The sequence below is a fragment of the Haloferax sp. Atlit-10N genome, assembly GCF_003586325.1.
GTDB classification, from domain to species: Archaea; Halobacteriota; Halobacteria; order Halobacteriales; family Haloferacaceae; genus Haloferax; species Haloferax prahovense.
In genome coordinates, this window is the sequence record NZ_PSYX01000001.1 from 235,670 (window position 1) to 257,858 (window position 22,189).

At 66.3% G+C, this 22,189-nt stretch carries 26 protein-coding genes and 1 tRNA gene; 13 read left to right on the forward strand and 14 right to left on the reverse strand.

Annotated elements, in window-relative coordinates:
- The first annotated feature begins 18 nt into the window (after positions 1-18).
- The 3 genes from C5B91_RS01270 to C5B91_RS01280 all read left to right on the forward strand — a co-directional run bounded on the left by C5B91_RS01270 (position 19) and on the right by C5B91_RS01280 (position 4,220).
- Entirely contained in the window at positions 19-2,202 is a 2,184-nt protein-coding gene (locus C5B91_RS01270) for an alpha-amylase family glycosyl hydrolase (RefSeq protein WP_115818986.1), read from the forward strand.
- Between the two features lie 5 nt (positions 2,203-2,207).
- Positions 2,208-3,278, forward strand: coding sequence for a TrmB family transcriptional regulator sugar-binding domain-containing protein (locus tag C5B91_RS01275; RefSeq protein WP_199519506.1), 1,071 nt, complete (start codon positions 2,208-2,210; stop codon positions 3,276-3,278).
- 108 nt (positions 3,279-3,386) lie between these two features.
- Positions 3,387-4,220 (forward strand): YihY/virulence factor BrkB family protein, encoded by an 834-nt coding sequence (locus C5B91_RS01280; RefSeq protein WP_008091842.1) that lies wholly within the window; start codon positions 3,387-3,389, stop codon positions 4,218-4,220.
- Between the two features lie 35 nt (positions 4,221-4,255).
- Here the strand turns inward: C5B91_RS01280 and C5B91_RS01285 are convergent, their stop codons facing one another.
- Positions 4,256-4,459 carry a DUF1328 domain-containing protein gene (locus tag C5B91_RS01285; protein WP_115819292.1) on the reverse strand — a complete coding sequence of 68 codons (204 nt, stop codon included), beginning with the start codon at positions 4,457-4,459 and terminating at the stop codon, positions 4,256-4,258.
- 220 nt (positions 4,460-4,679) lie between these two features.
- Positions 4,680-4,880: a hypothetical protein gene (locus C5B91_RS21905; protein ID WP_147302772.1), complete on the reverse strand. Its 201-nt coding sequence runs from the start codon at positions 4,878-4,880 to the stop codon at positions 4,680-4,682.
- 112 nt (positions 4,881-4,992) lie between these two features.
- On the opposite strand from C5B91_RS21905, the gene C5B91_RS01290 reads away from it, so the two are divergent.
- Entirely contained in the window at positions 4,993-5,661 is a 669-nt protein-coding gene (locus C5B91_RS01290) for a helix-turn-helix domain-containing protein (protein ID WP_115818988.1), read from the forward strand.
- Between the two features lie 144 nt (positions 5,662-5,805).
- Here C5B91_RS01290 and C5B91_RS01295 read toward each other — a convergent pair whose 3' ends face one another.
- From C5B91_RS01295 to C5B91_RS01315, 5 genes are all read right to left on the reverse strand, one after another.
- A complete protein-coding gene (locus C5B91_RS01295) occupies positions 5,806-6,714 on the reverse strand; it encodes a serine/threonine-protein kinase RIO2 (protein WP_008091848.1) in 909 nt (302 codons plus the stop codon).
- Positions 6,715-6,926: 212 nt separating this feature from the next.
- Positions 6,927-7,688 carry an MBL fold metallo-hydrolase gene (locus tag C5B91_RS01300; RefSeq protein WP_115818989.1) on the reverse strand — a complete coding sequence of 254 codons (762 nt, stop codon included), beginning with the start codon at positions 7,686-7,688 and terminating at the stop codon, positions 6,927-6,929.
- A 79-nt stretch (positions 7,689-7,767) separates the two neighbouring features.
- Complete coding sequence (locus tag C5B91_RS01305; RefSeq protein ID WP_008091852.1) at positions 7,768-8,535, reverse strand: helix-turn-helix domain-containing protein; 768 nt, start codon at positions 8,533-8,535, stop codon at positions 7,768-7,770.
- Between the two features lie 146 nt (positions 8,536-8,681).
- Complete coding sequence (locus C5B91_RS01310; RefSeq protein ID WP_049968075.1) at positions 8,682-9,737, reverse strand: HAMP domain-containing sensor histidine kinase; 1,056 nt, start codon at positions 9,735-9,737, stop codon at positions 8,682-8,684.
- 48 nt (positions 9,738-9,785) lie between these two features.
- Entirely contained in the window at positions 9,786-10,436 is a 651-nt protein-coding gene (locus C5B91_RS01315; protein ID WP_049913358.1) for a VOC family protein, read from the reverse strand.
- Positions 10,437-10,585: 149 nt separating this feature from the next.
- On the opposite strand from C5B91_RS01315, the gene C5B91_RS01320 reads away from it, so the two are divergent.
- Positions 10,586-11,407: a biotin/lipoate A/B protein ligase family protein gene (locus C5B91_RS01320; RefSeq protein WP_049968076.1), complete on the forward strand. Its 822-nt coding sequence runs from the start codon at positions 10,586-10,588 to the stop codon at positions 11,405-11,407.
- An 87-nt stretch (positions 11,408-11,494) separates the two neighbouring features.
- On the opposite strand, the gene C5B91_RS01325 is transcribed toward C5B91_RS01320, so the two are convergent.
- A complete protein-coding gene (locus tag C5B91_RS01325; protein WP_008091858.1) occupies positions 11,495-12,019 on the reverse strand; it encodes a redoxin domain-containing protein in 525 nt (174 codons plus the stop codon).
- A 96-nt stretch (positions 12,020-12,115) separates the two neighbouring features.
- Between C5B91_RS01325 and C5B91_RS01330 the strand changes: the two genes are divergently transcribed.
- Positions 12,116-12,997 carry a deoxyribonuclease IV gene (locus tag C5B91_RS01330; RefSeq protein WP_049968077.1) on the forward strand — a complete coding sequence of 294 codons (882 nt, stop codon included), beginning with the start codon at positions 12,116-12,118 and terminating at the stop codon, positions 12,995-12,997.
- 78 nt (positions 12,998-13,075) lie between these two features.
- On the forward strand, positions 13,076-13,876 hold the full coding sequence (locus C5B91_RS01335; RefSeq protein WP_394337591.1) for a class I SAM-dependent methyltransferase: 801 nt from the start codon (positions 13,076-13,078) through the stop codon (positions 13,874-13,876).
- Between the two features lie 64 nt (positions 13,877-13,940).
- Here the strand turns inward: C5B91_RS01335 and C5B91_RS01340 are convergent, their stop codons facing one another.
- Positions 13,941-14,579, reverse strand: a complete 639-nt coding sequence (locus C5B91_RS01340; RefSeq protein WP_115818990.1) for an NAD(P)-dependent oxidoreductase — start codon at positions 14,577-14,579, stop codon at positions 13,941-13,943.
- A gap of 134 nt (positions 14,580-14,713) precedes the next feature.
- On the opposite strand from C5B91_RS01340, the gene C5B91_RS01345 reads away from it, so the two are divergent.
- Positions 14,714-15,061 carry a helix-turn-helix domain-containing protein gene (locus C5B91_RS01345; protein WP_008091862.1) on the forward strand — a complete coding sequence of 116 codons (348 nt, stop codon included), beginning with the start codon at positions 14,714-14,716 and terminating at the stop codon, positions 15,059-15,061.
- A gap of 17 nt (positions 15,062-15,078) precedes the next feature.
- Here the strand turns inward: C5B91_RS01345 and C5B91_RS01350 are convergent, their stop codons facing one another.
- The gene (locus C5B91_RS01350; protein WP_004973188.1) at positions 15,079-15,294 is read right to left on the reverse strand and encodes a zinc ribbon domain-containing protein; all 216 of its coding nucleotides are present in this window, start codon (positions 15,292-15,294) and stop codon (positions 15,079-15,081) included.
- Positions 15,295-15,369: 75 nt separating this feature from the next.
- On the opposite strand from C5B91_RS01350, the gene C5B91_RS01355 reads away from it, so the two are divergent.
- Positions 15,370-15,594 carry a hypothetical protein gene (locus C5B91_RS01355; RefSeq protein WP_115818991.1) on the forward strand — a complete coding sequence of 75 codons (225 nt, stop codon included), beginning with the start codon at positions 15,370-15,372 and terminating at the stop codon, positions 15,592-15,594.
- A gap of 77 nt (positions 15,595-15,671) precedes the next feature.
- Here C5B91_RS01355 and C5B91_RS01360 read toward each other — a convergent pair whose 3' ends face one another.
- On the reverse strand, positions 15,672-16,319 hold the full coding sequence (locus tag C5B91_RS01360) for a hypothetical protein (protein WP_008091867.1): 648 nt from the start codon (positions 16,317-16,319) through the stop codon (positions 15,672-15,674).
- A gap of 125 nt (positions 16,320-16,444) precedes the next feature.
- Between C5B91_RS01360 and C5B91_RS01365 the strand changes: the two genes are divergently transcribed.
- Complete coding sequence (locus tag C5B91_RS01365; protein ID WP_004973180.1) at positions 16,445-17,410, forward strand: TIGR00269 family protein; 966 nt, start codon at positions 16,445-16,447, stop codon at positions 17,408-17,410.
- A 179-nt stretch (positions 17,411-17,589) separates the two neighbouring features.
- On the opposite strand, the gene ftsZ is transcribed toward C5B91_RS01365, so the two are convergent.
- The 3 genes from ftsZ to C5B91_RS01380 all read right to left on the reverse strand — a co-directional run bounded on the left by ftsZ (position 17,590) and on the right by C5B91_RS01380 (position 19,797).
- On the reverse strand, positions 17,590-18,801 hold the full coding sequence (gene ftsZ, locus C5B91_RS01370; protein ID WP_008091869.1) for a cell division protein FtsZ: 1,212 nt from the start codon (positions 18,799-18,801) through the stop codon (positions 17,590-17,592).
- A gap of 2 nt (positions 18,802-18,803) precedes the next feature.
- A complete protein-coding gene (locus C5B91_RS01375; protein WP_004973176.1) occupies positions 18,804-18,989 on the reverse strand; it encodes a ribbon-helix-helix domain-containing protein in 186 nt (61 codons plus the stop codon).
- Between the two features lie 217 nt (positions 18,990-19,206).
- Entirely contained in the window at positions 19,207-19,797 is a 591-nt protein-coding gene (locus C5B91_RS01380; RefSeq protein ID WP_008091873.1) for a zinc ribbon domain-containing protein, read from the reverse strand.
- 112 nt (positions 19,798-19,909) lie between these two features.
- Between C5B91_RS01380 and C5B91_RS01385 the strand changes: the two genes are divergently transcribed.
- The 3 genes from C5B91_RS01385 to C5B91_RS01400 all read left to right on the forward strand — a co-directional run bounded on the left by C5B91_RS01385 (position 19,910) and on the right by C5B91_RS01400 (position 22,163).
- Positions 19,910-19,983: transfer RNA gene (locus C5B91_RS01385), tRNA-Tyr, on the forward strand.
- Positions 19,984-20,194: 211 nt separating this feature from the next.
- A complete protein-coding gene (locus tag C5B91_RS01390) occupies positions 20,195-21,178 on the forward strand; it encodes an aldo/keto reductase (RefSeq protein WP_115818992.1) in 984 nt (327 codons plus the stop codon).
- A 271-nt stretch (positions 21,179-21,449) separates the two neighbouring features.
- On the forward strand, positions 21,450-22,163 hold the full coding sequence (locus C5B91_RS01400) for a hypothetical protein (protein WP_233514181.1): 714 nt from the start codon (positions 21,450-21,452) through the stop codon (positions 22,161-22,163).
- Positions 22,164-22,189 lie beyond the last annotated feature (26 nt).

Here is a 22,189-nt window from a genome sequence, read left to right on the forward strand (position 1 = left end):
CCTCCCCGGAGAGGTGGTATGCATCACCCCGGTCCGCCGCGAGTCACGACGATCGGCCGCCCCGTCGAACTTGCCCCGAGAGCCCCGAACGGCGGCGAAACGTACCGCTGGCGCGTTCTCGACGCGCCCGAAGAGAGCGCCGTCGCGGTCGGCTCCGGGCCGGTCGTCCACCTCGCCCCCGACGTTCCCGGCACGTACCGTCTCGAACTCGACGCGCCCGACGGCCGCCACGAACAGACCGTTCGCGCCTTCCCCGACGACCGCCGCCCGGCGACGATGGCGGTCCCCGCGGCCGACCTCGAACCCGCGTCACCCGACGAGGTGTCCGTCATCGGCCCGTTCAACGACCGCCTCGTCGGCCGCGACCGCCCGCGCCGTGTCGGCGACGACTACGCCCTCGACGTGGCGCTCCCGCCGGGCACACACCCGTTCGGATTCGCCCCGCACGATGACCTCGCGGAGCAGGTCCGCGGCGACGTCGAAGTCCCCGGACCGGGCCGCCCGCGGGTTCGACTCGACACGCGGGCCGAACAGGCGGGCAGCGACGAACTGGTCGTCGTCGCGGACGCGGAACCCGCGCCCGATGCCGGGTCGGCGACGCTCGCCGTCGAGTTCTTGTTCGACGGCCGCGACCCGCTCGAACCGGGCGACTGCGAGGTCGATGGCGACAGCCTGCGCGTCCCGGTCGAAACGCTCCGCGAGTTCGACTCGTCGGAGCCGGTCCGCGTCCACGCCGTCGCGGTTCAGACGACGACCGAGTCGGGAGAGTCGTCCGTCCGGCACTCGGTTCTCGACACGCTGGTCGTGAACCCCGGGGGTGCGGGCGACGAAACCGGTTCCGGCCTCGCTGGCCTCGCCGTCTCGCGCCCCGGCGACGCGCCCGAATGGGCGCACCACGCGACCGTCTACGAGGTGTTCGTCCGGTCGTTCGTCGGCGAGACGCCCGACCCGACGTTCGACGAGCTCGCCCGGCGAGTTCCCTACCTCGAATCGCTCGGCGTCGACTGCCTGTGGCTCACGCCGATACTGGAGAGCCACACGACCCACGGCTACCACGTCACCGACTACTTCGAGACCGCCTCGGACCTCGGCACGCGCGGCGACTTCGAGGCGCTCGTCGACCGCTGTCACGACGCCGGCATCCGCGTCGTCTTCGACCTCGTCATCAACCACACGTCGCGGGACCACCCGGCGTTCCAGTTCCACTCGACCGACGTCCCCGGCTACGAGGACCACTACGCCCGCGTCCCCGAGCGCGAGGACCCCTCCGAGGTCGACTGGGGCGGCCCCGGCGCGGCGGAACACTACTTCAACTGGACGCGCATCCCGAACCTCGACTACGACTCGCCCGCGGTCCGGTCGTGGATGCTCGACGTGGTTTCCGAGTGGGCCGCCGTCGTCGACGGCTTCCGCTGCGACGTCGCGTGGGGCGTCCCCCACGGCTTCTGGAAGGAGGTCCGCGACCGGGTGAAAGCCGACGACCCCGACTTCCTGCTCCTCGACGAGACCATCCCGCGGGACCCCGCGTACCACGAGACCGAGTTCGACGCCCACTACGACACGACGTTGTACGGGGCGCTCCGCGACGTCGGCGCGGGCGAGAAGCCGGCGACGGCCGTCCTCGACGCCGTCGCCGACGCCCGCTGGCACGGCTTCCCCGACGACGCCGTGCAACTCCGGTACATCGAGAATCACGACGAGGAGCGCTACCGGAGCGAAGTCGGTGAGGACGCGCTCCGGGCGGCCGCGGCCGCGACGTTCACACTCCCCGGCGCGCCGATGATGTACTACGGGCAGGAGACCGGCGTCGAAGCCCAGCGCGGGACGATGCGCTGGTACGACGCCGACACCGACCTCGTGGAGTTCCACCGGCGGCTCTCCCGTCTCCGCGACGCCCACGAAGTGCTCCGCGTCGGCGACGTCGAACCCGTCCCCGCCAGCGTTGCTCCCGCCGGAAACGGCGGCGTCGAGTCCGACCGCGTGGTCGCGTTCGCCCGCGACGACGGTACCGACCGACTCGTCGTCGTCCTGAACTTCGCCGGAGCGCCGACGACCGTCGAACTCGGCGCGGAAGTCGAGGGGACCGACCTCCTGACGGGCGAGCGAGTCGACGCTGGCGGCGCGGCCGGGGGCGACGGGGGCGCTCGCGTCACCGTCGCCGACGCAGTCGTGCTCCGCGCCGCCGGCGATTCGAGCCATTAAGTATCATGGTCGATGACAGTCCGAGCATGGACGACCGGGAACTCGCCGACCTCCTCGAGCAGTTCGGGCTCTCAGAGAAGGTCGTCGACACGTACCTGACGCTGCTCGAACTCGGGGAGGCGAAGGCGAGCCAGATCGCCGACGCGGCGGGCGTCTCCAAGCGCTACGTCTACAGCGTGAGCAAGGAACTGGAATCGCGTGGGTTCGTGGAGGTCAACGACCACGTCGTGCCGACCACGATTCGGCCGCTGCCGCCGATGGAGGTCATCGAGTCGCTCTCCGAGAGCGTCGAGTCCATGCGCCCCGCGCTGGAGGAGCGTTACACGGCCACCGCCCGCGACCAAGAGCGCTTCGAGGTCATCAAGTCCCGCGTGACGGTGCTCAAGCGCATCGGCGAACTCGTCGGCCGCGCCGAGTCCGAAATCACGCTGTCGCTCCCCTACGACGTGCTCGACGAGGTCGAAGACGAACTTCGGGCCGCCCGCGAGCGCGGCGTGCTCGTCTCGCTCGTCGTCAGCGGGGTCGAACCGCACGACGACCTCGCGCTCGACGGCGTGGCCTCGCTGGTGCGCGTCTGGCACGAACTCATGCCCACGATGCTCACCGTCGACTCGCGAACGGGGCTCATCTCCCCCGGCGAGATGGTCGCCCGGTCGAACTCCGAGTCGCAGGCCATCGTCTTCGCACAGCCACACCTCGGTCCGGTCATCGTCGGCTCCTTCTTCGGGAACTACTGGCCGATGGCCGCCGAGGCGTACACGACCGAACCCGACCCGCTCCCGGCGATGTACCACAACTTCCGTCACGCCGTCCTCCAAGCGGCGCTCTGCGACCGCGCGGGCATCGACCTCGACGTGAGCGTCAGCGGGCGGATGGTCCACACCGACGGCCCGACCGAACTCCACGGCCGCGTGGTCGATATCCGACAGGGCCTCCTCGAACCCGCGAACAACTCCTTCCCGGTCGAGAACGCCTTCGTCGTCGAGACGGACGAGGGGACCTACAGCATCGGCGGACAGGGCGCGTTCGTCGAAGACTTCGAGGCCGACGCCGTCGAGTTCACGGCGGTCGAGTAGCCTCCCCGAGTCCGTTCCTGTTCTTCCGAGACCGCCCACATCGGCGGCCATGTGGGACGTTCGCAGGCCCGCCACCGAACTATTACGTGGGTCTCTCGTTGGACGCCCATGGACCGCGACGGAGCCCGCCGCCTCGCCGCGCGGACGCTCGCCGTCATCCGCGAGAAGAACGTCACGGTGACGGCCGCGAGTCTCGCGTACTACGCGTTCAACTCGCTCGTCCCGCTGACGCTCCTGCTTTTCGTCCTCGTCACGACGTCCGGTCGGGTCGAAGCCCTGCTCCCCACGTTCGAACTGCTCGTCGGCGTCGACCTCTCGCAGTTCGAATCGACGCTCAGGGCGGTGAGTGGGAACTCTGCCGGGCGATTACGCGCTGCGGTGCTCGCCCTCGGTATCTTTCTCTGGAGCTCGCTCCGGCTGTTTCGCGGGATGGACAGCGTCTTCAGCGAGGTGTACGGCACGCGGAAAGCGGTATCGGCGCTCAGGCGATTCCTCAACAGCGTCCTCGTCATGGCGACGGTCGCGGTCGGCGTCGGCGTCATCGCCGCCGCCGGTCTCGTCGTCTCCTTCCGCGTGACACAACTGCTGTGGTCGGTCGTCGCGCCGGTCGTCCTGTGGGCGTTGCTCACCGTGCTGTTCGTTCCGATGTACGCGCTGTTTCCGGGCGTCGACGTCTCTCCGCTGGAACCGGTTCCGGGGGCGGCGCTCGCGGCGCTCGGGTGGACGGCGTCGCTCCAGGCGCTTCGCCTCTACTTCGGCGTCTCTCAGAGCATCGAACTCTACGGTGCCGCGGGCGGGGTCTTGCTCATCCTGACGTGGCTGTACGTCGGCTCGCTGGCCCTGCTCGTCGGCGTCGTCGTCAACGCGGTGCTGGCGAACCGGGTCGATGCCGACGCTGACTGGTATCCCGGCGACGAGGCGACGGGTGACGAGCGACGCTAACGGGGGCGCGCCGTCCGAAAAAGCGTTCAGTTGTCCTACAGGAGGAACGTGACGACGGCCAGCACGAGGAAGATGACGACGAGGATACGCGCGACTTTCATCGAGAGCCCCGCGATTCCACGGAAGCCGGCGAACCCGGCGACCAGTGCCAAGACGAGGAACACGACCGCGTAGTGGAGGAACCCGCCGCCACCCTGCAGCGGCGTGAGCACGGCGACTCCGAGCCCCGAGAGCGTCATCGTCCGGCGGTGGGCCACGCGCCCCCGCGTTTCACCTCCCGTACGTGTGCGACGGGTTTCGGCGGCTTCGGAGCGTGGGCGTCTCCGGCTCCGGTCTCATCGGCGTGAACTGTGTCTCTCATCGCGGTCGTGATTTCCTCCCGCACACAATGAGACCGGTCCCTGCATTGGCAAGGTTCGGCCCACCTCGGGGGCGTGCTTCGCCGACGCCGACTCCGACTTAGCGACGGTTCACCGCTTCGGCGGCGAGTTGCACCGCGAATCCGGCGCTACTCCACCGGAGCGAGAACACACCGCCAGCCACCAACAGAGCTCCCTGTTTGGTTCGCCCCTTCGCCAGCGCGCTGGCTCCCGCGACGACCGAGGGTACCGCGCTCAGCGTTCTCGTCCACTTCGAGCCGAGCAGTTGGCGTCCAATCACGTTCTGAACGAGTATCCGAAGCAATGTAACCGGCGGGCTTGCGTGTGCCTCGGGACCTCCGCGGGCGATGGCCGCCCGCAGACAAATGTACCACGCTCGCCTACCCACCGCTATGGCAACTATCGTACGGGGCGCGATTCCGTCCGAAGAATTCGCGTTAGGTCACACGCTCTCCGCGCTCCCGGACGTCGAAATCGAGTGCGAGCGTATCATCGAGAGCGGTGACCAAACCGTGATGCCTCTGGTGTGGATTCGTCACGCCGACCGCTCGGACATCGACGACGCCCTTCGAGAAGACCCGTCGGTCGACGAAGTCACCTGTCTCTCGGAGTTCGACGACGAGTTCCTCTACCGGATGGCGTGGGTCGACCACGTTCACCTGCTCCTGCAGATGATCACGAACTCTCACGCGACGATTCTCGACGCGTACGGCTGGGGCGACGAGTGGCAGTTCCGCGTACTCTACCCGGCTCGCGACGACTTCGCGCGGACACACGACTTCGCGGCCGAACACGGGCTGAGATTCGAAGTCGATTCGATTCGAGAGATGGACGCCGAACCGGCCGGACGGTACGGTCTCACCGAAAGCCAGTTCGAGGCGCTCGTGACGGCGGCCCGAGAGGGCTACTTCGAAGTGCCCCGGCGAATCTCGCTCTCCGAACTGGCCGACAAGATGGGTGTCTCTCACCAGTCGCTCTCCGAGCGAATCAGGCGGGGAACAGATGCGCTCGTCGAAGACTCCTTGCTCATCGGGTCGGTCCCGGACGACTTCCGGGACTGAGACGCCGGATTCGGGATTTCATATCGCAGTATGTGATTTATTTCTCCCATCGAGCGGTCTCCCAGCGAACGAGACCGGTAGCTGACGCTCGTCACGGGTGAAACGCGGGGTCGCTGAAAACCGGCGTGGCCGAGCGAACGGCCGTCAGGCGTAGGTAGTGACGCTCTCGAACTCGTTTTCGGCGATGGCGGCCGCCAGCGCGTCGATATCAACTTCATCGGGCATCTCGGCGGGGTACTTGCGGCGGAAGTAGCCGACGATGTTCTTCGCGTCGCGCGCGAGGAGTTCGCGGGCGTTGTCGTGGTCGGTCGGGACGGCCTGCGGCCAGTCGAAGACCGTGATGCCGCGCTCGCCGACCGCGACGTTGTACTCGGACATGTCGGCGTGGACGTAGCCGGCCTCGTAGGCCTCGGCCATCTCGGAGAGAATCAGGTCGAGGACACCCGTCACCTGCTCGGATTCGAGTTTCGCCTTGGCGAGTTCGACGCCGTCGAGTTTCGCCATGATAATCGCGTGGCGGTTATGGTCGACGGGGCGCGGGACCGACACCTGCGGAAAGAGGGTTTCGAGCGCCTCGTACTCGCGTTCGGCCGCCTTGCGGGCGGTGTAGAGCCACGAGACGTGGTGGTTCTCGGAGGTGTAGTCGCGCTCGCGGCGCACCTCGCGGAAGTTGGTGTACCCCTCGCGGTGGAACTTGAGCGCGAGCGGCTTGAACGACTGCACCTCGAACACGTCGCTTTCTTTGCCGACGCCAAGGGGCGCGCCGAACCCCTGAATGGTGTCTCGCTGGGCGAACGTCCGGAGGGCGAGCGCGTCGTACCCCTCGACCGTGAGCTTGTACCCCTCGTACTGGATGGTCTTGCGCTCGATGAGCTCGCGGGTCATACAGCGGTCGATGCGGTAGTCGACCTCTTCGGCGGTCAGCCCCGAGTTCTTCGGGAGCTTCTCCCGGTTGACCCACTCGCTGAAGCGCATGCCCTGCTCGACGCCCGAGAGGAGGTAGAAGTCCTCGGGCTCGAGTTCGGCCATGACGCCGGCGACGTTCCGTACCATGCACGTCCGTCCGTCGGCGAGGCGTAAAAGGCCCGCGAGTCGGCGAATGTCGCCCGCGATAAATCACATGTGACGATACAAAATCTGGAAGACGGCTCACGCAGTTTCGGAGGGTGGTGTGAGTGTTGGGGTCTCGCGTCGGAACTGAACGGAGAAGTTGCTACGTATCGGTGTCCTACCTATCCGGTACGGTTAGTAGTCCCGTGGAAACGCTAGAGGGATATCTGCTCACCGTCTTCGGGGACGAGGACGTTCTCGGTCTCCGTTCGCAGTTCCTCACGAGAGAGCAGACAGTGATTGATGGCTTCCATATGGACAACTGCCACGGTCGCACCCGTGGCCCCTCGGACAGCCGCGACGTCCTCGACGCCCATCGTGATTGGTTCGCCCTGGTCGAACTGTGCTTCCCCACCGTTGACGACGACCAGCTCAGGTTCGAACCGGTCGAGCGTTCCTTTTACTGGGTCGTACCAGATGGTGTCCCCGGCGATGTACAGCGCTTTCTCGCCCGCGAAGACGAATCCGGAGACAGGACCCATCCCCTCGGCAAGTTCGTCGTGGCCGTGCTGGCCCGGTGTCCGGTGAATCGTCACCCCGCCGAACGATGTCTCATCCTCGACGGATCGCACGTCGGTGAAGCCTTCGTCACTGAACGCGGCTGCGTCCTCTGGCTGGCAGAACAGCGGCACGTCCGCATCGAGTTCCTCTCTGGCTGCCTCGTCCCAGTGGTCGGGGTGGCGGTGCGTAACGACCACGGCGTCGTAGTCAAGCTCGACGTCCGGGAGCGGCACCAACGGATTTCGCTTTTGGTTCGCCGTCGTGAGGAACTCAGGTACCCCCGGACTGTCCGTCACCGTCGGCATCTCGCCCTGCGGCGTGAACATGGGGTCAACGAGGAACGTGGTGTCACCGACCGTCGCAAGTACCGTCGCGTTTCGCACGAGTCGTACGCTAATCTCAGAGTCGCTTGTCATGCACTCCTTGCTTGGGGAGTTGGCTGGTTACGATTTATTCTGAAATATTCCAACTCCCTCGATTCGAGCGTGGTGGCAACTACTCGATGAATTCAACGTCTCCGAGGTCGAGGGACGTGTCGATATCGACGGTCATCGAGTCGGCGGCGAACTGTTCGGCAAGCCACGCCTCGGCCCGGTTGAGTCGGTACTGGAGCGTGGAACTCGGCACGCCGATCTCCTCGGCGATCTCGCTAACCGAGGCCTCTCGGGGTTCTTCGTAGTAGCCGTGAGTGAGCGCGGCTTCCAGTGCTGTCTTTTGTGCTGTCGTAAGGTCGTGTTGTGTCCGTCCATCTTCGAGCAGGCAGGGAGGTTCGCCGAGTCGTTCGACCGTCAGCGAAAGTCCGTCGCGGAGATTCGCTCGAATGTCGTCGTGTAAGGCTCCGAGCGAGCCGTCGACGAGGAGGTGCCAGTGGAACTGGTCGCCGTGGCGTTCCGACCGCATTATCACTCCTTCACCGAGGTGGTTCGCGGCGGCGATCGGGAGTGACCGTGGGCCGTCGCCTTCCCGCCGGAGCGAGTAGATTTTCCGTGATTCCGGGTTCGACGAGAGAATCTGGCACCTGTACTCGGTGACCGGTGCGCCGCACATGCCGACCAAACTCGAATCCCGGGCAGCCGGTTCGAGGCGCTTGTCGTACTCGCCGAGGGCGGACGGTGTGCCGACGATTTTCTCGACGCCCCATACTGCCTCGCTCGTCGCTTGTACCTGCATTGATCGTGCGTACAAATCGGGGTACTCGATGAAGGCATCCATCAATGAGTCGGCCCCTCGCTCGTACTCGATGGTGAAAACGACCTCGCGCATCACGAGATGATTTCGCTCAGTTCGGATAACCACTCTGACTGCCCCCCGGCTGCAGAAACGCTCTCCTGACTGTTACAGGCCCACTGCCGATTCAATCGACGAAACCGCGCGAAACGTCACTATCTCCCGCCCCCGAGGCTGTGGACTCAGGCCGCGTCGAGGTGGAACTCGACGACCGCGCCCTCGCCCTCTTCGGTCGGCGGGAGGCGGAGTTCGCCGCCGTAGGCCTCCACAATCCACTTCGAGAGCCAGAGCCCCAGCCCGTTGCCGTGGGCGAGGTCGCTCTCTTCGACGTTCTGCTCGATGAGTTCGCGCTGGTGGTCGGGGATGCCCGGCCCGTCGTCCGCGATTCGCACGACGACCTCGCTTCCGACGCGCTCGTACGCGACTTCGACCGTCGGAGCCGGGCCGGCGTGTTCGAGCGCGTTCTCGACGACCTCGCGGAAGGCGATTTTCAGCTTCTTCCCGCCGACGACCGCCGCGGGGCCGTCGCCGCTGATGGTGATGGTCGCCTCAGGGTTGGCCGCCGAGCGGTCGTCGACGAGCGATTCGAGGAGCGCGCGGAGGTCGACCGTCTCGCCCTCGGGTTCGCTGTCGACGAGTTGGGTGACGGTCTTGACCTGGTCGCTCATCGTTCCGAGGTCGTCACCGGTCGCTTTCAGGCGCTCGCCGATGTGGACGATCTCGTCGTCGCCGCCGTCGGTCGCGAGTTGGTCGCCCCAGCCGAGGAGCAACTGCGCGGTGTGCCGGAGATTGTGGCGGACGAGTCGGTTGATGACTGCCGACCGCTTGTACTGCTCCGATAGCTCGCGGGTCCGAATCCGGCGCACGTCGTTGAGGCCGATGAGGACGTGCGCGACGGCGCTCACGCCGACGACCACGGCGGCGCTGAAAAGCGGTTCGCTGACCGTCCCGCCCGCGGCCTGCTGGTAGCTCCCGATGAGCGCGAGGACGAACACGGTGACGACGACGCCGAGGAGGTTCCAGCCGGCGACGCGGGCGATATGGACGGTCTTGAGGTCGCTTCGATAGACGACGGGGCCGACGGCGACGAAGAGCACCGAGATGATGAGGCCGAAGGCCGCGACGACGAGCCCCGCGAGGTCGGATGCGACCGAGGCGACGCTGGTTGAGACGATGGCGAACAGGGCCAGCCCGGTGAGGCTGAGCGACCCCGCGCCGACGAGACGAGAGACGTTCACGGTTCGTTGACTCTCGTGAGTGTAATAACGCTTCTCTGAAACGAGTTGTCACTCGACGTTGACACGGTACGGAAGTCCCTCGGGGTCGAAGACGCCGTCGGCGTCGCACTGCGCAGAGACCGGGCCAACCGTCGCCTCGCTGTCGGTCGGATACCACGCGCGGCCGACCGGCGAGACGACGAAGCGGGCGTCTCGGCCGCCGACGAACACGAGGTCACCGCCCTCGAACGACTCCAGCGGCTCGATGCCGAGGGCCTCGGTCATCGACGCCACGAACTCCTCGACGTTCGGGACCGCCATCCCGACCTCGGTCGCGCCGCGGAGGTCGGTCGCCGGGTCGAACTCGCCCGTGGCGTCGCCGTCGTAGCAGACGTACTCGATGACGTTGCCCTCGGGGTCCTCGAAGTAGACGGAGTCGCAGCCGAGGAAGTCGAACCGGACGCTCGGCCCCTCGTCGGTGTCGAGCACGTCAACGCCTGCGCGCTCGTCTAACCACGCGACCACGGAGTCGACCGCGGCGGAGACGGTGAAGGCGAGGTGGCCGGGGTCGGTGTCGCCGAGTTCGAACCACAGGGTCGTCTCTCCGGCGGTCGCAGAGCGTTGTGACCCGGTGACCGGCGCGAACCCGAGCGTCTCGACGTAGAACTCACACAGCGAGATGGGGTCAGTCGCGGCGAGAGCGACGCGGTTGAACTTCATGGTCACACCTCGCCGCGGCACGGTTTAATCGAATCGCTCGTGTCGGCCGCGTCGGCGGTCGGTCGCCGGCTTGTGGCCGTCGCGGCGAGACCGGATGGCTCGCGACCGAGCGTCGAAATCGCTTTCTCCCGCATGGACGAAGCCGACGTATGAACGACTCGCAGGGGTCGATTGCCGACCGCGAGTGGCGTGTGATTCGCGAGGAGGTCCGACCGGGGCCGATGCAGATGGCGCTCGACGAGGTCGCGGGCGAGACGGCCGCCGCGGGCGGCCCACGGACTGTCCGCGTCTACTCGTGGGAGCCGAGTTGCCTCTCGCTCGGCTACGGACAGGACCCCGAGACCGTCGATTGGGACTACTGCGAACGCGAGGGAATCGACGTGACCCGCCGGCAGACCGGCGGCGGCGGCATCTACCACGACCGCCACGGCGACGTGGCCTACTCCATCGCCGCGCCGAAATCGGAGTTGCCGGGCGACCTCATGGACTGCTATCACCTCCTGTGCGAGCCGATTCTCGACGCGATTCGCGCGGTCGGCGTGGACGTGGACTTCGTCGACGACGACATGCCCGTCATCTGGCATCCTGCCTGCTACCTGCGGGCGCTCCACCCCGCCCACGACATGGTCGCCGCAGGCCGGAAAGTCGCGGGCAACGCCCAGTACCGCCGCCGCGATGCCGTCGTCCAGCACGGCTCTCTCACCTACTCGGTGGACGCCGAGACCCACCTCGACGTGTTCAAGGGCCACGACGTGACGCCCGAGGCGTTCTGCGAGCGCGTCGTCGGAATCGACGAACTCGGCGATGCCTCCCGCGAGGAGTTCGTCGCGGCGCTCACCGAATCGCTCTCGGGATTCGCCGACGCCGACGAGGGTTCGTGGACCGACGACGAACTCGACCGGGCGCGCGCGAAGGTCGACGAGAAGTACCGCGCTGACGACTGGGTACGCCGTCGTCCGGGGTCGCGGTGAGCGGTCGAGAACTGGGCGACTGAGAACAGAGCGGCCGAACACAGGGTGGTCGAGAACCGTGCGCCGAGTCGTGCGGCCGACCTCGACTCAGAAGCCGAACGTCTCCGGTTCGTCGAGGTCGAGAGCTTCGGTGACGCCCTCGTAGACCTCCGTCAGGGGCGGCACGTCGCGGGTGGGGTCGAGCCAGTGATCGCCCAGCCAGCGGTAGCGGACGGTCAGGTTCTCGTCGATGAGGAAACACGAGCGTCGGGAGCGCTTCGAGACGCCGAAGGTCCGGTAGACGACGTCGAACGCCGCGGCGAGTTCGAGGTCGGTGTCGGCGTACAGCGGGAACAGCAGGCCGTACCGGTCGATAAAGCGGCGGTGCATCCCGACGCCCGACTTGCTCGACCCGACGACGCGGACCGCGTTCCCGCTCGTGAACCAGTCGAAGTCGCGGAGGGCGCACCACTCCTCGGTGCAGTCGGGGCTGAAGTCGGCGGTGTAGAAACAGAGGAGGACGGGCTTGTCGGCGACGAGGTCCGAGAGGCTGCGCTCGCTCACGTCCCCGTCAGGCGCGACGAGCGTCTGCGCCACGTCGGGGGCCGTCGTCCCGACGGAAAGTCCAGTCATGTGACGTGATTCGCCGCGTGAACGATAGCCGTTCTGTCTTCGCCCGACTCCGCCGACTCCGAAGTCCCTTTGTTCGGGTACGCCGTCGGACTCTGCATGCACGTCGGCGCACACGTCTCGATGTCCAGTTCGAAGGTCTCTTCCGACGACGAGACCCCACCGCACGGTAACGTCGCCAACGCCGTCTTCCGGCAGGTCGCCTTCGGCGGCAACTGCGGGCAGATTTTCACCACCTCGCCGCAGGTGTGGCGCGACCCCGACATCTCCGACGAGGAGGCCGAACTGTTCCGCGAGGAGACCGCCGACGAACTGTCGGGGCCGTGGGTCATCCACTCGTCGTACCTCGTCAACCTCTGTACGCCCAAAGACGGCCTCCGACAGAAGTCGCTGGACTCGATGCAGACGGAGGTCGATATGGCCGACAAACTCGGCATCGAGTACGTGAACGTCCACCTCGGAGCCCACACCGGCGCGGGTGAACAGCAGGGCCTCGACAACGCCGTCTCCGTCCTCGACGACCTCGACATCCCCGACGGCGTCACCGTCCTCATCGAGTCCGACGCGGGGTCGGGCACGAAGATGGGCGACGACTTCGCCCACCTCGGCTACGTCCTCGAGGAGTCCGAACAGGACCTCGACGTCTGTCTCGACACGGCCCACGCGTTCGCCGCGGGCTACGACCTCTCGACGGCGGCGGGCGTCGACGAGACGTTCGAGGAACTCGACGCCGAGGTCGGTCTGGAGCACCTCAAGTGCGTCCACCTCAACGACTCGAAACACGAGTGCGGGACGAACAAGGACGAACACGCCCTCATCGGCGAGGGACTCATCGGCGAGGAGGGCATGCGCGCGTTCATCAACCACGACGCCATCGTCGACAACGACGTGCCGCTCGTCTTGGAGACGCCCACCGAGGACGGCAAGGGCTTCGCGTGGAACATCGACCGCGTCCGCGAACTCCGCGCAGACGCGGAGTGAGCGTTCAGGCGGCGGGCCGCTGAGCCCCCGTATCGACTGTTTCGACTGTTTTTTGGGTCGCCGCGCCCGACACCGCGTGTGCGACGTTTCTCGGAATCGTACCTCCGGCGGACGCGAGCGGGCATGTGGGACGACTCCCACGCGGCCCTCGCCGACCTCGACCTCGGCGGCCGGGCCCGCATCCTCGACGTGGGCTGCGGGACCGGCGAGTTCACGCGCGTCCTCGCGGAGGCCTCGGAGGCCCGCGTCGTCGGCGTCGATGCCGACACTGACTTGCTTTCTGTCGCCAGCGACCGCGACAGCGATATCGAGGCGGTCGCCGGCGACGCGACTCGGCTTCCCTTCGCCGCCGACAGCTTCGATTTGGTCGTCTGTCAGGCGCTCCTCGTGAACCTCCCCGACCCGACGGCCGCGCTCGCGGAGTTCGCCCGCGTCTCGTCGGACCTCGTGGCGACGGTCGAACCCGACAACGCCGCCGTCGGCGTCGATTCGACCGTCGAGGCCGAGGCGGCACTGGACCGCCGCGTCAGAGACGCCTTCCGCGACGGCGTGGCGACCGACGTGGCGCTCGGCAACCGCGTCCGCGGGCTGTTCGACGACGCCGGCCTCTCGGTCGTCGGGACTCGCCGGTACCACCACCGGAAACTGACCGAACCGCCGTACGACGAACACGATGTTCGGAGCGCGGCCAAGAAAGCGACCGGCGAGGGGCTGGACCGCCACGAGGCCGACCTCCGCCGCGGGCTCGACGGCGACTCGTACGAGTCCGTCCGCCGGAAGTGGCGGGAGATGGGGCGCGAAGTCGTCCAGCAGATTCGAGACGAGGAGTACCGCCGGGCCGAGGTCGTCCCGTTCGACGTGACGACGGGCCGGGTGTAGTCGGGTCGGAGTCGCGACCGATTCAACGCGACCCGGCTCGACGGCCGAAAAAGCGGTTATCTGTTCAGTAGCCGACCGCGAGCTGTTCGTGGACCGCGTCGCCACTCTCCAGTTCGTCCGCGAACGCGATTGCGAAGTCCTCCATGGAGATGCGGCTCTCGCCGTCTTCGTCGGCGACGAGTTCGCCGAGCGCGGTCCGGAACTCGCCGGTTCGCTCGCCGGGTTCGATGAACGCCGCGGGCGCGACGTAGGTCCACCGCAGGTCGTCGGCGTCTTCCAGTAGGCCGTACGCTTCGATGGCGGCGCTGGCGACTGGCTTCCACTCGTCGGGGAACTCCGGCGAGTCGATGAGCCGCGTGTCGGGGCCGACGTTCAGGATGCCCGCGCCGCCGGTCCAGACGAGGCGGTCGACCGAGGCGCGGCGCATCCCGTCGACCACGGCGTCGAGCATCTCGACGAGGACCTCGGGCGACTCGTCGTCGCTCGGGCCGAGCGCGGAGACGACCGCGTCGTGGCCCGCGGCGAGTCGCGCGATTTGGTCGGCGTCGGTCGCGTCGCCGGCGACCGCCGAGAAGTCGGGGTCGTCGACGCCGTCGACCGCGCCGCTTCGGGAGACGCCGGTCACCGCGTGGCCGCGGTTCAGGAGTTCGTTGGCGATTCGGGTGCCGATTCGTCCGCTCGCACCGAGGAGAAGTACGTTCATGATGGCGTGATATAGTGTCGTGAGTCGTGTTCGTCGTCCGGCTCGTCGCGACGATGCGGTCACATCGTCATACTTGGTCAAAGAGAGTGAGTTTAATATAGCTAAGCGAACCTCGGTGTGAGTAGGTCACGCCGATGTCACCGCACCAGAACCTCGAAACGAAGTACGAACAGTGTCCGGTCATCAAGACGCTCGAAGAAATCGGGTCGCGGTGGCGGATGACGGTCATCCACGTGCTGCGCGAGGGCGACCTCCGGTTCAACGAACTCAAGCGCGCGAGCGGCGCGAACTCCCAGACGCTCTCGCGCGTGTTGGACGACCTCCAAGAGCTAGGGTACGTCGAGCGGGAGGTCGAAGATGGCAGTCCAATCGCGGTGTACTACTCGCTCACCCAGAAGGGCGAAGAGCTGCTTCCGGCGTTCGACGACATCTCCGAGTGGGGCGAAAAATGGATGTCAGAGGACGGCGGCGCGGGGTCGTAGCCGGGTTCGACCGGTAGTCAGCCGAGGAACAGGTCGACGAAGTTCCCGCTCGACTGACCGCGGTAGAGCTCGGAGTAGCCGCAGTTCGCACACGAGACGACGGTGAACTGGCGGTTCTGGATATCGAACATCTTCGAGAGACCGGTGCCGGAGGTCGCGATGGAGTCGATTTCGGTCTCGGAGTGGCCACACTTCGGGCAGCCGTCGCGGTCGGCACTTGGTGGAGGGCTCATGTTGAGTAGTTGAACTACGCCAGTGAAAAAACCACCTCCAAAACGATTTCCTGTTCCGCGCCCGCGAGTACGCACATGCCCGCCGGTGGTCTCGTGTTCTTCCTCTTCGTCCTCCTCAGCATCGCCGCCGCAGTCGCCCTCTACGCCGCGATTCAAGGCGAGACGAGCGACTTACCGACGATGAGCCGCGAGGAGGCGGAGCGCCGCGCCCGCGACGAGGGGATGCGGTACAACGAAAAACACGGTCGAGGGACCGACCGCCGCCCGAACGAGGGCGACCGGGATGACGGCTCTGGCTAGGGCTCCGAGCGCACCGGCGACCGCGGCCGCGACGACACCCGCAACTGGTAGCCGGTCGGCCCGGCTCGGCTCCGCCCTCAGACCACGTCGCCGCGGACCGACGTGCCGGTCTGCTCGGCCCGGTAGGCTCGCATCGCCTCGACGGCCGTCTCGGCCTCGTCGCCTTCCAGTCCGAGCATCTCCAGCGCGCCCGAGAGCGTCGGGAAGGCGAACTCGCTGTTTCGGAGCTTCGACATCGCGTCGGGCGAGCGCTGACCGTCGGCGTAGAGGCAGACGCCGCGGGGGTCGAGAATCTGCTCGTAGGCCTCGCGGGCGACTGCGCCCTTCAGCCGCTGGGTGACGTTGTCCTCGAACGAGGCGTTGCACACTTCGAGGTGGACCGGTTCGTCGTCGTCGGGGAGCAGGTGAGCGGCGAGACATTTCTCGGGGGCCGCGTAGCCGTTCGAGTTGGCTCGCAACAGGTCGGGGTGCTCGCGCGCCCACTCGGCGCGGACGCTCTTGCCGACGCCCTTCACGCCGTGGGACCGCTCGAACGCCTCGGCCGCGTCGGGGTCGCCGCGGAGGAGGATGTCTTTCGTCACGTACACGTCGAGTCGGTCGAGGGGGTCGAGGCCGAGCGCCACGTCGCCGTAGACCCACACCTCGCGGACCGGGACGGGGAGCGTCTCGGACTCGACGGCGTCGACGACGGCGTCGACTCGGTCGAGGGCGGCGTCTCTGTCCATCGACTGTCCGTGGGGTTCGGAGGGTCAAACCGGTTGCGACCGCGTCCGACGGAGACGTCGGTCGAGCGAGCGACGCCCGCCCCGAGGCGAAACCCGTATCCCTCCCGCCGGGCAAGCGACCGGCAATGGAGTGCGACAAGTGCGGCCGCGACGCGGTGATGCACGCGGCCTACTCCGGGGCCCACCTCTGCGAAGACCACTTTTGCGCCTCGGTCGAGAAACGCGTGCGCCGCCGCATTCGCGAGGACAACATGCTGCCCCGCGACGCCAGCCCGGAGAACCCTCAGACGTGGGTTATCGGACTCTCCGGCGGCAAGGACAGCGTCGTCCTCACACACATCCTCGACGACACGTTCGGGCGCGACCCCCGCATCGAACTCGTCGCCCTCACCATCCACGAGGGCATCGAGGGCTACCGCGACAAGTCCGTCGACGCCTGCGTCGAACTCGCGGAAGACCTCGACATCCACCACGAACTGGTCACCTACGAAGACGAGTTCGGCGTCCAGATGGACGACGTGGTCGAAAAGGACCCCGAGAACATGGCCGCCTGCGCCTACTGCGGGGTGTTCCGTCGCGACCTGCTCGAACGCTTCGCCGACGAGCTCGGGGCGGACAAACTGCTCACGGGACACAACCTCGACGACGAGGCGCAGACGGCGCTCATGAACTTCTTCGAGGGCGACCTCAAGCAGGTCGCAAAGCACTTCGACGCCAGCATCGGCGACTTCGAAAAGCGCCGCGACGCCGGCGAGTTCATCCCGCGGGCCAAGCCGTTGCGCGACGTGCCCGAAAAGGAAGTCGCGCTCTACGCCCACCTGAAGGACCTCCCGGCGCACATCACCGAGTGCCCCCACTCCTCGGAGGCCTACCGCGGCGAGATTCAGCAGTTGCTGTTGAAACTCGAAGAGAACCACCCCGGTACCCGTCACTCCATCATGGCCGGCTACGAGGAGTTGGCCGAACTGACCGCCCGCGAGTACCGCGGCGAGGGCCGCGTCGACCTCAACGACTGCGAGCGCTGCGGGTCGAAGACCGCCGGCGACGTCTGTCGGAAGTGCCGGCTCATCGAGTCCATAGAAGCGGTCTGAGCGGTCCGGAACGCCGGTTTTTCGTCGTGTCTTACGAGTCGGACAGTCAGACAGCGACGGGTGAGGTCACACCGACCGAGCCGTCGTCGACGCTCACGGTCGGAGAACCGCGTCAGCGAAAAAGAACCCACGAGTGTACCCGACGGGCGCGGCGGCATCCGCACGGGCCAGACAGGGCGTTACCGGATGACGTCGAGACCGTTGTTCTTCTCGACTTCGTCGCGGCCGCCGTCGGACCACGTGCCGCTCTGCGCCGTCTGGGCTCGTTCCGAGCTATCGAACTCCGAGCTTGAACCCGAGTGCTGTTGTTGCTGCGACTCGCGCGACTGGATGCTCTGACGCGACTTATCGGCCTGCTTCTGCGTCGTCGGGCCGAGGACCTGCGCGGACTGGACGCCCGTCATGATGGCCATGACGCGGACTTTCCCCTTGTACTCGTCCTGAATGCGAGCGCCCCAGATGACGTTCGCGGCGGCTTCCAGCCGTTCGGTGATGTTGCTCGCGATTCCCTCGGCCTCCTTCAGCGTGAGGTCGGGGCCGCCCGTGATGTGGACGAGACCGCCGGACGCACCGCGGTAGTCCACGTCGAGAAGCGGGTGGTTCATCGCGTCGTTGACCACTTCTTGGGTCTTGTTCTTGTCCTGGGTCTCGCCGACGAGCATCACCGCGACGCCGCCCTGATTCATGATGGTCGACATGTCGGCGTAGTCGAGGTTGATGAGCGACGGTTGGGTAATCGTCTCCGAGATGCCCTTGACAGTCTCGGCGATAATCTGGTCCATGACCGAGAACGCCTTGCCGATGGGCAGGTTCGGGACGTAATCGAGGAGGCGGTTGTTGTCCAGCACGATGATGGAGTCGGCCTCGTTGCGGAGGTTTTCGAGTCCCTCCTCGGCCTTGACCGTGCGGGCGCGCTCGACGTTGAACGGGGTCGAGACCATGCCCACGACGATTGCACCCTGCTCCTTTGCGATTTTCGCGACGACGGGGGCCGCACCGGTTCCGGTGCCACCGCCCATCCCTGCGGTGACGAACACGAGGTCGGCGTCGCCGAGCACGTCTTTGATCGTGCCCTGTGCCATCTCGGTCGCGCGCTCACCCATCGACGGGTCACCACCGGCGCCGAGACCCTGCGTCAGGGACTTCCCGACGAGGATTTTCGTGTCCGCTTCGATCATCTTCAGGTGCTGCTTGTCGGTGTTGATGGCGACCGTGTCAGCCCCCTCGACACCGATGTTGTACAGGCGGTTGATGGTGTTGTTGCCGGCACCACCAGCGCCGACGATGACGATTCGCGGGTCACCGAACTGGTCGTCGCTGTCTTCGAGCGACGACTGCGTCTTGCGCTCGGCCTCGTCCCGTTCCATCGCCTCGCGAACGATATCCTGCATAATTACACCTTTGCCCAGCCGCGCTTGCTGGTAGATTCGCGCTGTCGCTTGTCAGTAGTCTGTTCGTTGAGCATATCGCGAACGGCGGAACGGATGGCTTCGGATCGGTTCGGGAACTCTCCCGTCTCGACCATCCGCTCGACCTCCTCGATTTGCTGCTTCGGAATTCGTAGTGTCACACGCTCCATGTTTACATTCCCCCGGTAAGACGGCGCGCCGCACTCGTGTGCGAGTGTCTTACACCCGAAAACCGACGGACGACGCCGGGATACGGGCCGCCGTCGGGTGGCTGTAAGACAACCGTCTTACGCGATAATCACCACAGAGGGATAGAATATAAATGTAACGGCGATTGTAAGACGGCGCTGAATATCCCGTATAGGGCGCTTTAATCGCCGGTTATGCTCATTCCAGAACGTCGGCTGCGGGCGTCCGGCGACCGCAGTCGGGGCAGAACGCCCAGTCGGAACGGAGTTCGTCGCCGCACTCGCAGAACACGCGATGAGAGGTTTTCTCGCCGCAGTTCGGGCAGTACACGTGGTCCTGCCCCACGGATTCGCCACATTGGCCACAGTTCATCTCGGGAGAGTCCGCCTCCGGAGCGTCCAGTTCGCCCCGTGTCTTACGAACCGTATTCGGGGTTTCTTCCCGGTCTGCACCCGCGTTTACGCGTGATTCGCCGTTCGAACCATCGACGTTGATGTTGACGTTCAGGTCCGAGGGTGTCGGACGCTCGGACTCGCGGGCCGCCGCCACTTCCTCGACGAGCGTCGGGAGTCGTTCGTCGAGCCGCTCGTCGACGAGTTCCTCGACCCGCGCCGAGAGCGCGCCGTCGAGGCCGTCGGTGTCGGACGTGTCGTCGTCCGCGGCGTCGTCACGTTCCAAGTCGTCGAGGTACTGGCGGAGCGCCTCGCGCATCACCTCGCTTTTCGAGGTGTCGAGGCGGTCCAAGCGCTCGACGAGGGCGTCGTCGGCGCGGAACGTGATTTTACTCATTACTCCGGGATTATCTCGGCAGCATATCAATGTTCGCACGTGTCTGACACACAGCACACGCGGCGGCGAGAATGATAATGGTTAAACGCATCGACCGGATAGCAATCGGTGACCGCTCTTAGCTCAGCCTGGCAGAGCAGCCGACTGTAGATCGGCTTGTCCCCCGTTCAAATCGGGGAGAGCGGACTGAACTTCAACACCCGCGAGCGCAGCGAGCGGTGTTGAATGTGACGGACTTCTCGACCCGATTTGAGCAGCGAGCAACGCAACGTGTTGCGAGTGAGTTCATATCGGAGAGAGCGGTCAGATTCTGCCCTCGTCCGAACCTTCACGAACAATCGGCGTATATCTCGCCGCGACCCCGTCATTTACTGCCGTCTGTCCGAAATCGGACGCCATGGATTCTCGACCGCTCGGTACGACTGGATTCGACGTCTCTGAGGTCGCACTGGGTACGTGGCAACTCGGCGGTAGCTGGGGCCCGGTGACCGACGAAGAGGCGTACGACGCCATCGAAGCCGCGCTGGACGCGGGCATCAACTTCCTCGACACCGCCGACGTGTACGGCGACGGCGACAGCGAACGTCGAATCGGCGACGTACTCGCCGACCGCGATGACGACGTCACCGTCGCCACCAAGGCGGGGCGACGACTCGACCCCCACGAGGCGGACGGCTACAACCGCGAGAACCTCGAACGGTTCGTGGACCGAAGCCGGGACAACCTCCGCGTGGACTCGCTGGACCTCGTCCAACTCCACTGCCCGCCGCGAGACGTGTACTACCAGCCGGAGGTGTTCGACGCGCTCTCGGACCTCCGCGACGCCGGGAAGATAGACCACTACGGCGTGAGCGTCGAGAAGGTCGAAGACGCCCTCAAGGCCATCGAGTACGACGGTGTGGAGACGGTACAGATAATCTTCAATCCGCTCCGACAGCGACCCGCCGAGCTGTTCTTCCGGGAGGCGAAGCGCCGGAACGTCGGCGTCATCGTCCGCGTCCCGCTCGCGTCGGGCCTACTCACGGGCGCGCTCTCCGAAGACGCCGAGTTCGGCGAGGACGACCACCGGAACTACAACCGAAACGGCGAGGCGTTCGACGTGGGCGAGACGTTCGCCGGAATCCCGTTCGAAGACGGCCTCGCCGCCGCGGACTCGATACAGGAGGTCGTTCCCGAGGGCGTCTCGCTCGCGCAGTTCACGCTCCGTTGGATTCTCTCGTTCGACGCCGTGAGCACCATCATCCCCGGGTCGAAGACGCCGGCGCACATCCGCGACAACGTCGCCGCGGCGTCGCTCCCGCCGCTGTCGGCGGAGCAGTTCCAGCGCGTCGAAGAAGCGTACGACGCGTACGCGCGCGAACACGTTCACCATCGCTGGTGAGGTGCCCCAGTAGCGGCTACCGGGGCGTGACAGCCGATTAGCTCTCGAAGACGTCCTCGTAGTCGTTGCGGATGAAGTACCGGACCCAATTTCCGTCGGTCCGGTCGTCCCGGTCTCCAGCGTCTCGGAGAGAGCGACGTCGTCGCCGGCGGTGTCGTTGGACTCCTCACCCGGCGATATCGTTCGTCTGCATCTGCAGTTCGGCAGCGGCGGGCGTCTCTGACGCCCTCCCGCAGAAGATACTTATCCGCCAACACGTTCGGTCCCAGTAGTGCCCTCCCGCAAGATGCTCCTCCTCGCAGTCGCTGTTGGAGTCGCGCTCATCGGCGGGTCCGTTGCGCTCGACGCGACGACCCCCGACAGGACGTACACCTACGAGGTGAGAGAGCTGTCTGCCTCCGCCGAGGGCGCCGCAGCGGTGGTCGTAGACGACACCACGGTCGACCCGTCGGGGCCGTCGGCGGCGTTCATCGCCAGCGACGGTCCCGGTGACCGACCGGAACGGGCGGCGCTCCGCGAGGCGGCAAACGGGTCTCGGACGAAAGCAGCGCTCCCCGGGTCGCTCGTCGACCACCGGTATGCCGTCGTCGGGACTAGCGGCACCATCTCAGACGTGAGTGAGGTCTACCGCCTCCACGAATACGAGGAAGACGGGACAGTACGAGTTACCGCCGAGCGAGTCACATTACACACGTTCTACGACGAACTCGCGGTTTCCGCCGTCACCCCTCGACTACGTGAACTCGTTCGAACGGGGGAACTCACCACACACGAGCGCCTGACCACCGTTCTCGTCGCGCACGACGGGCGGTACTTCCACGTGACTCAACCACCGCTGTCAACCCGATACGCGGGTATGAGCACTGACCTCCACGACGCGGGGTACTTGCTCGGGAGTGGTATCGTGCTCCTCGCTGGGGGATGGTACGTCCTCGAACGGTGGGGGCGACGCATCCGTGGGGACGGTCCCGAGGGTCGTCGCTGACGGCCAGCGAGAAACTCGATTGGTCT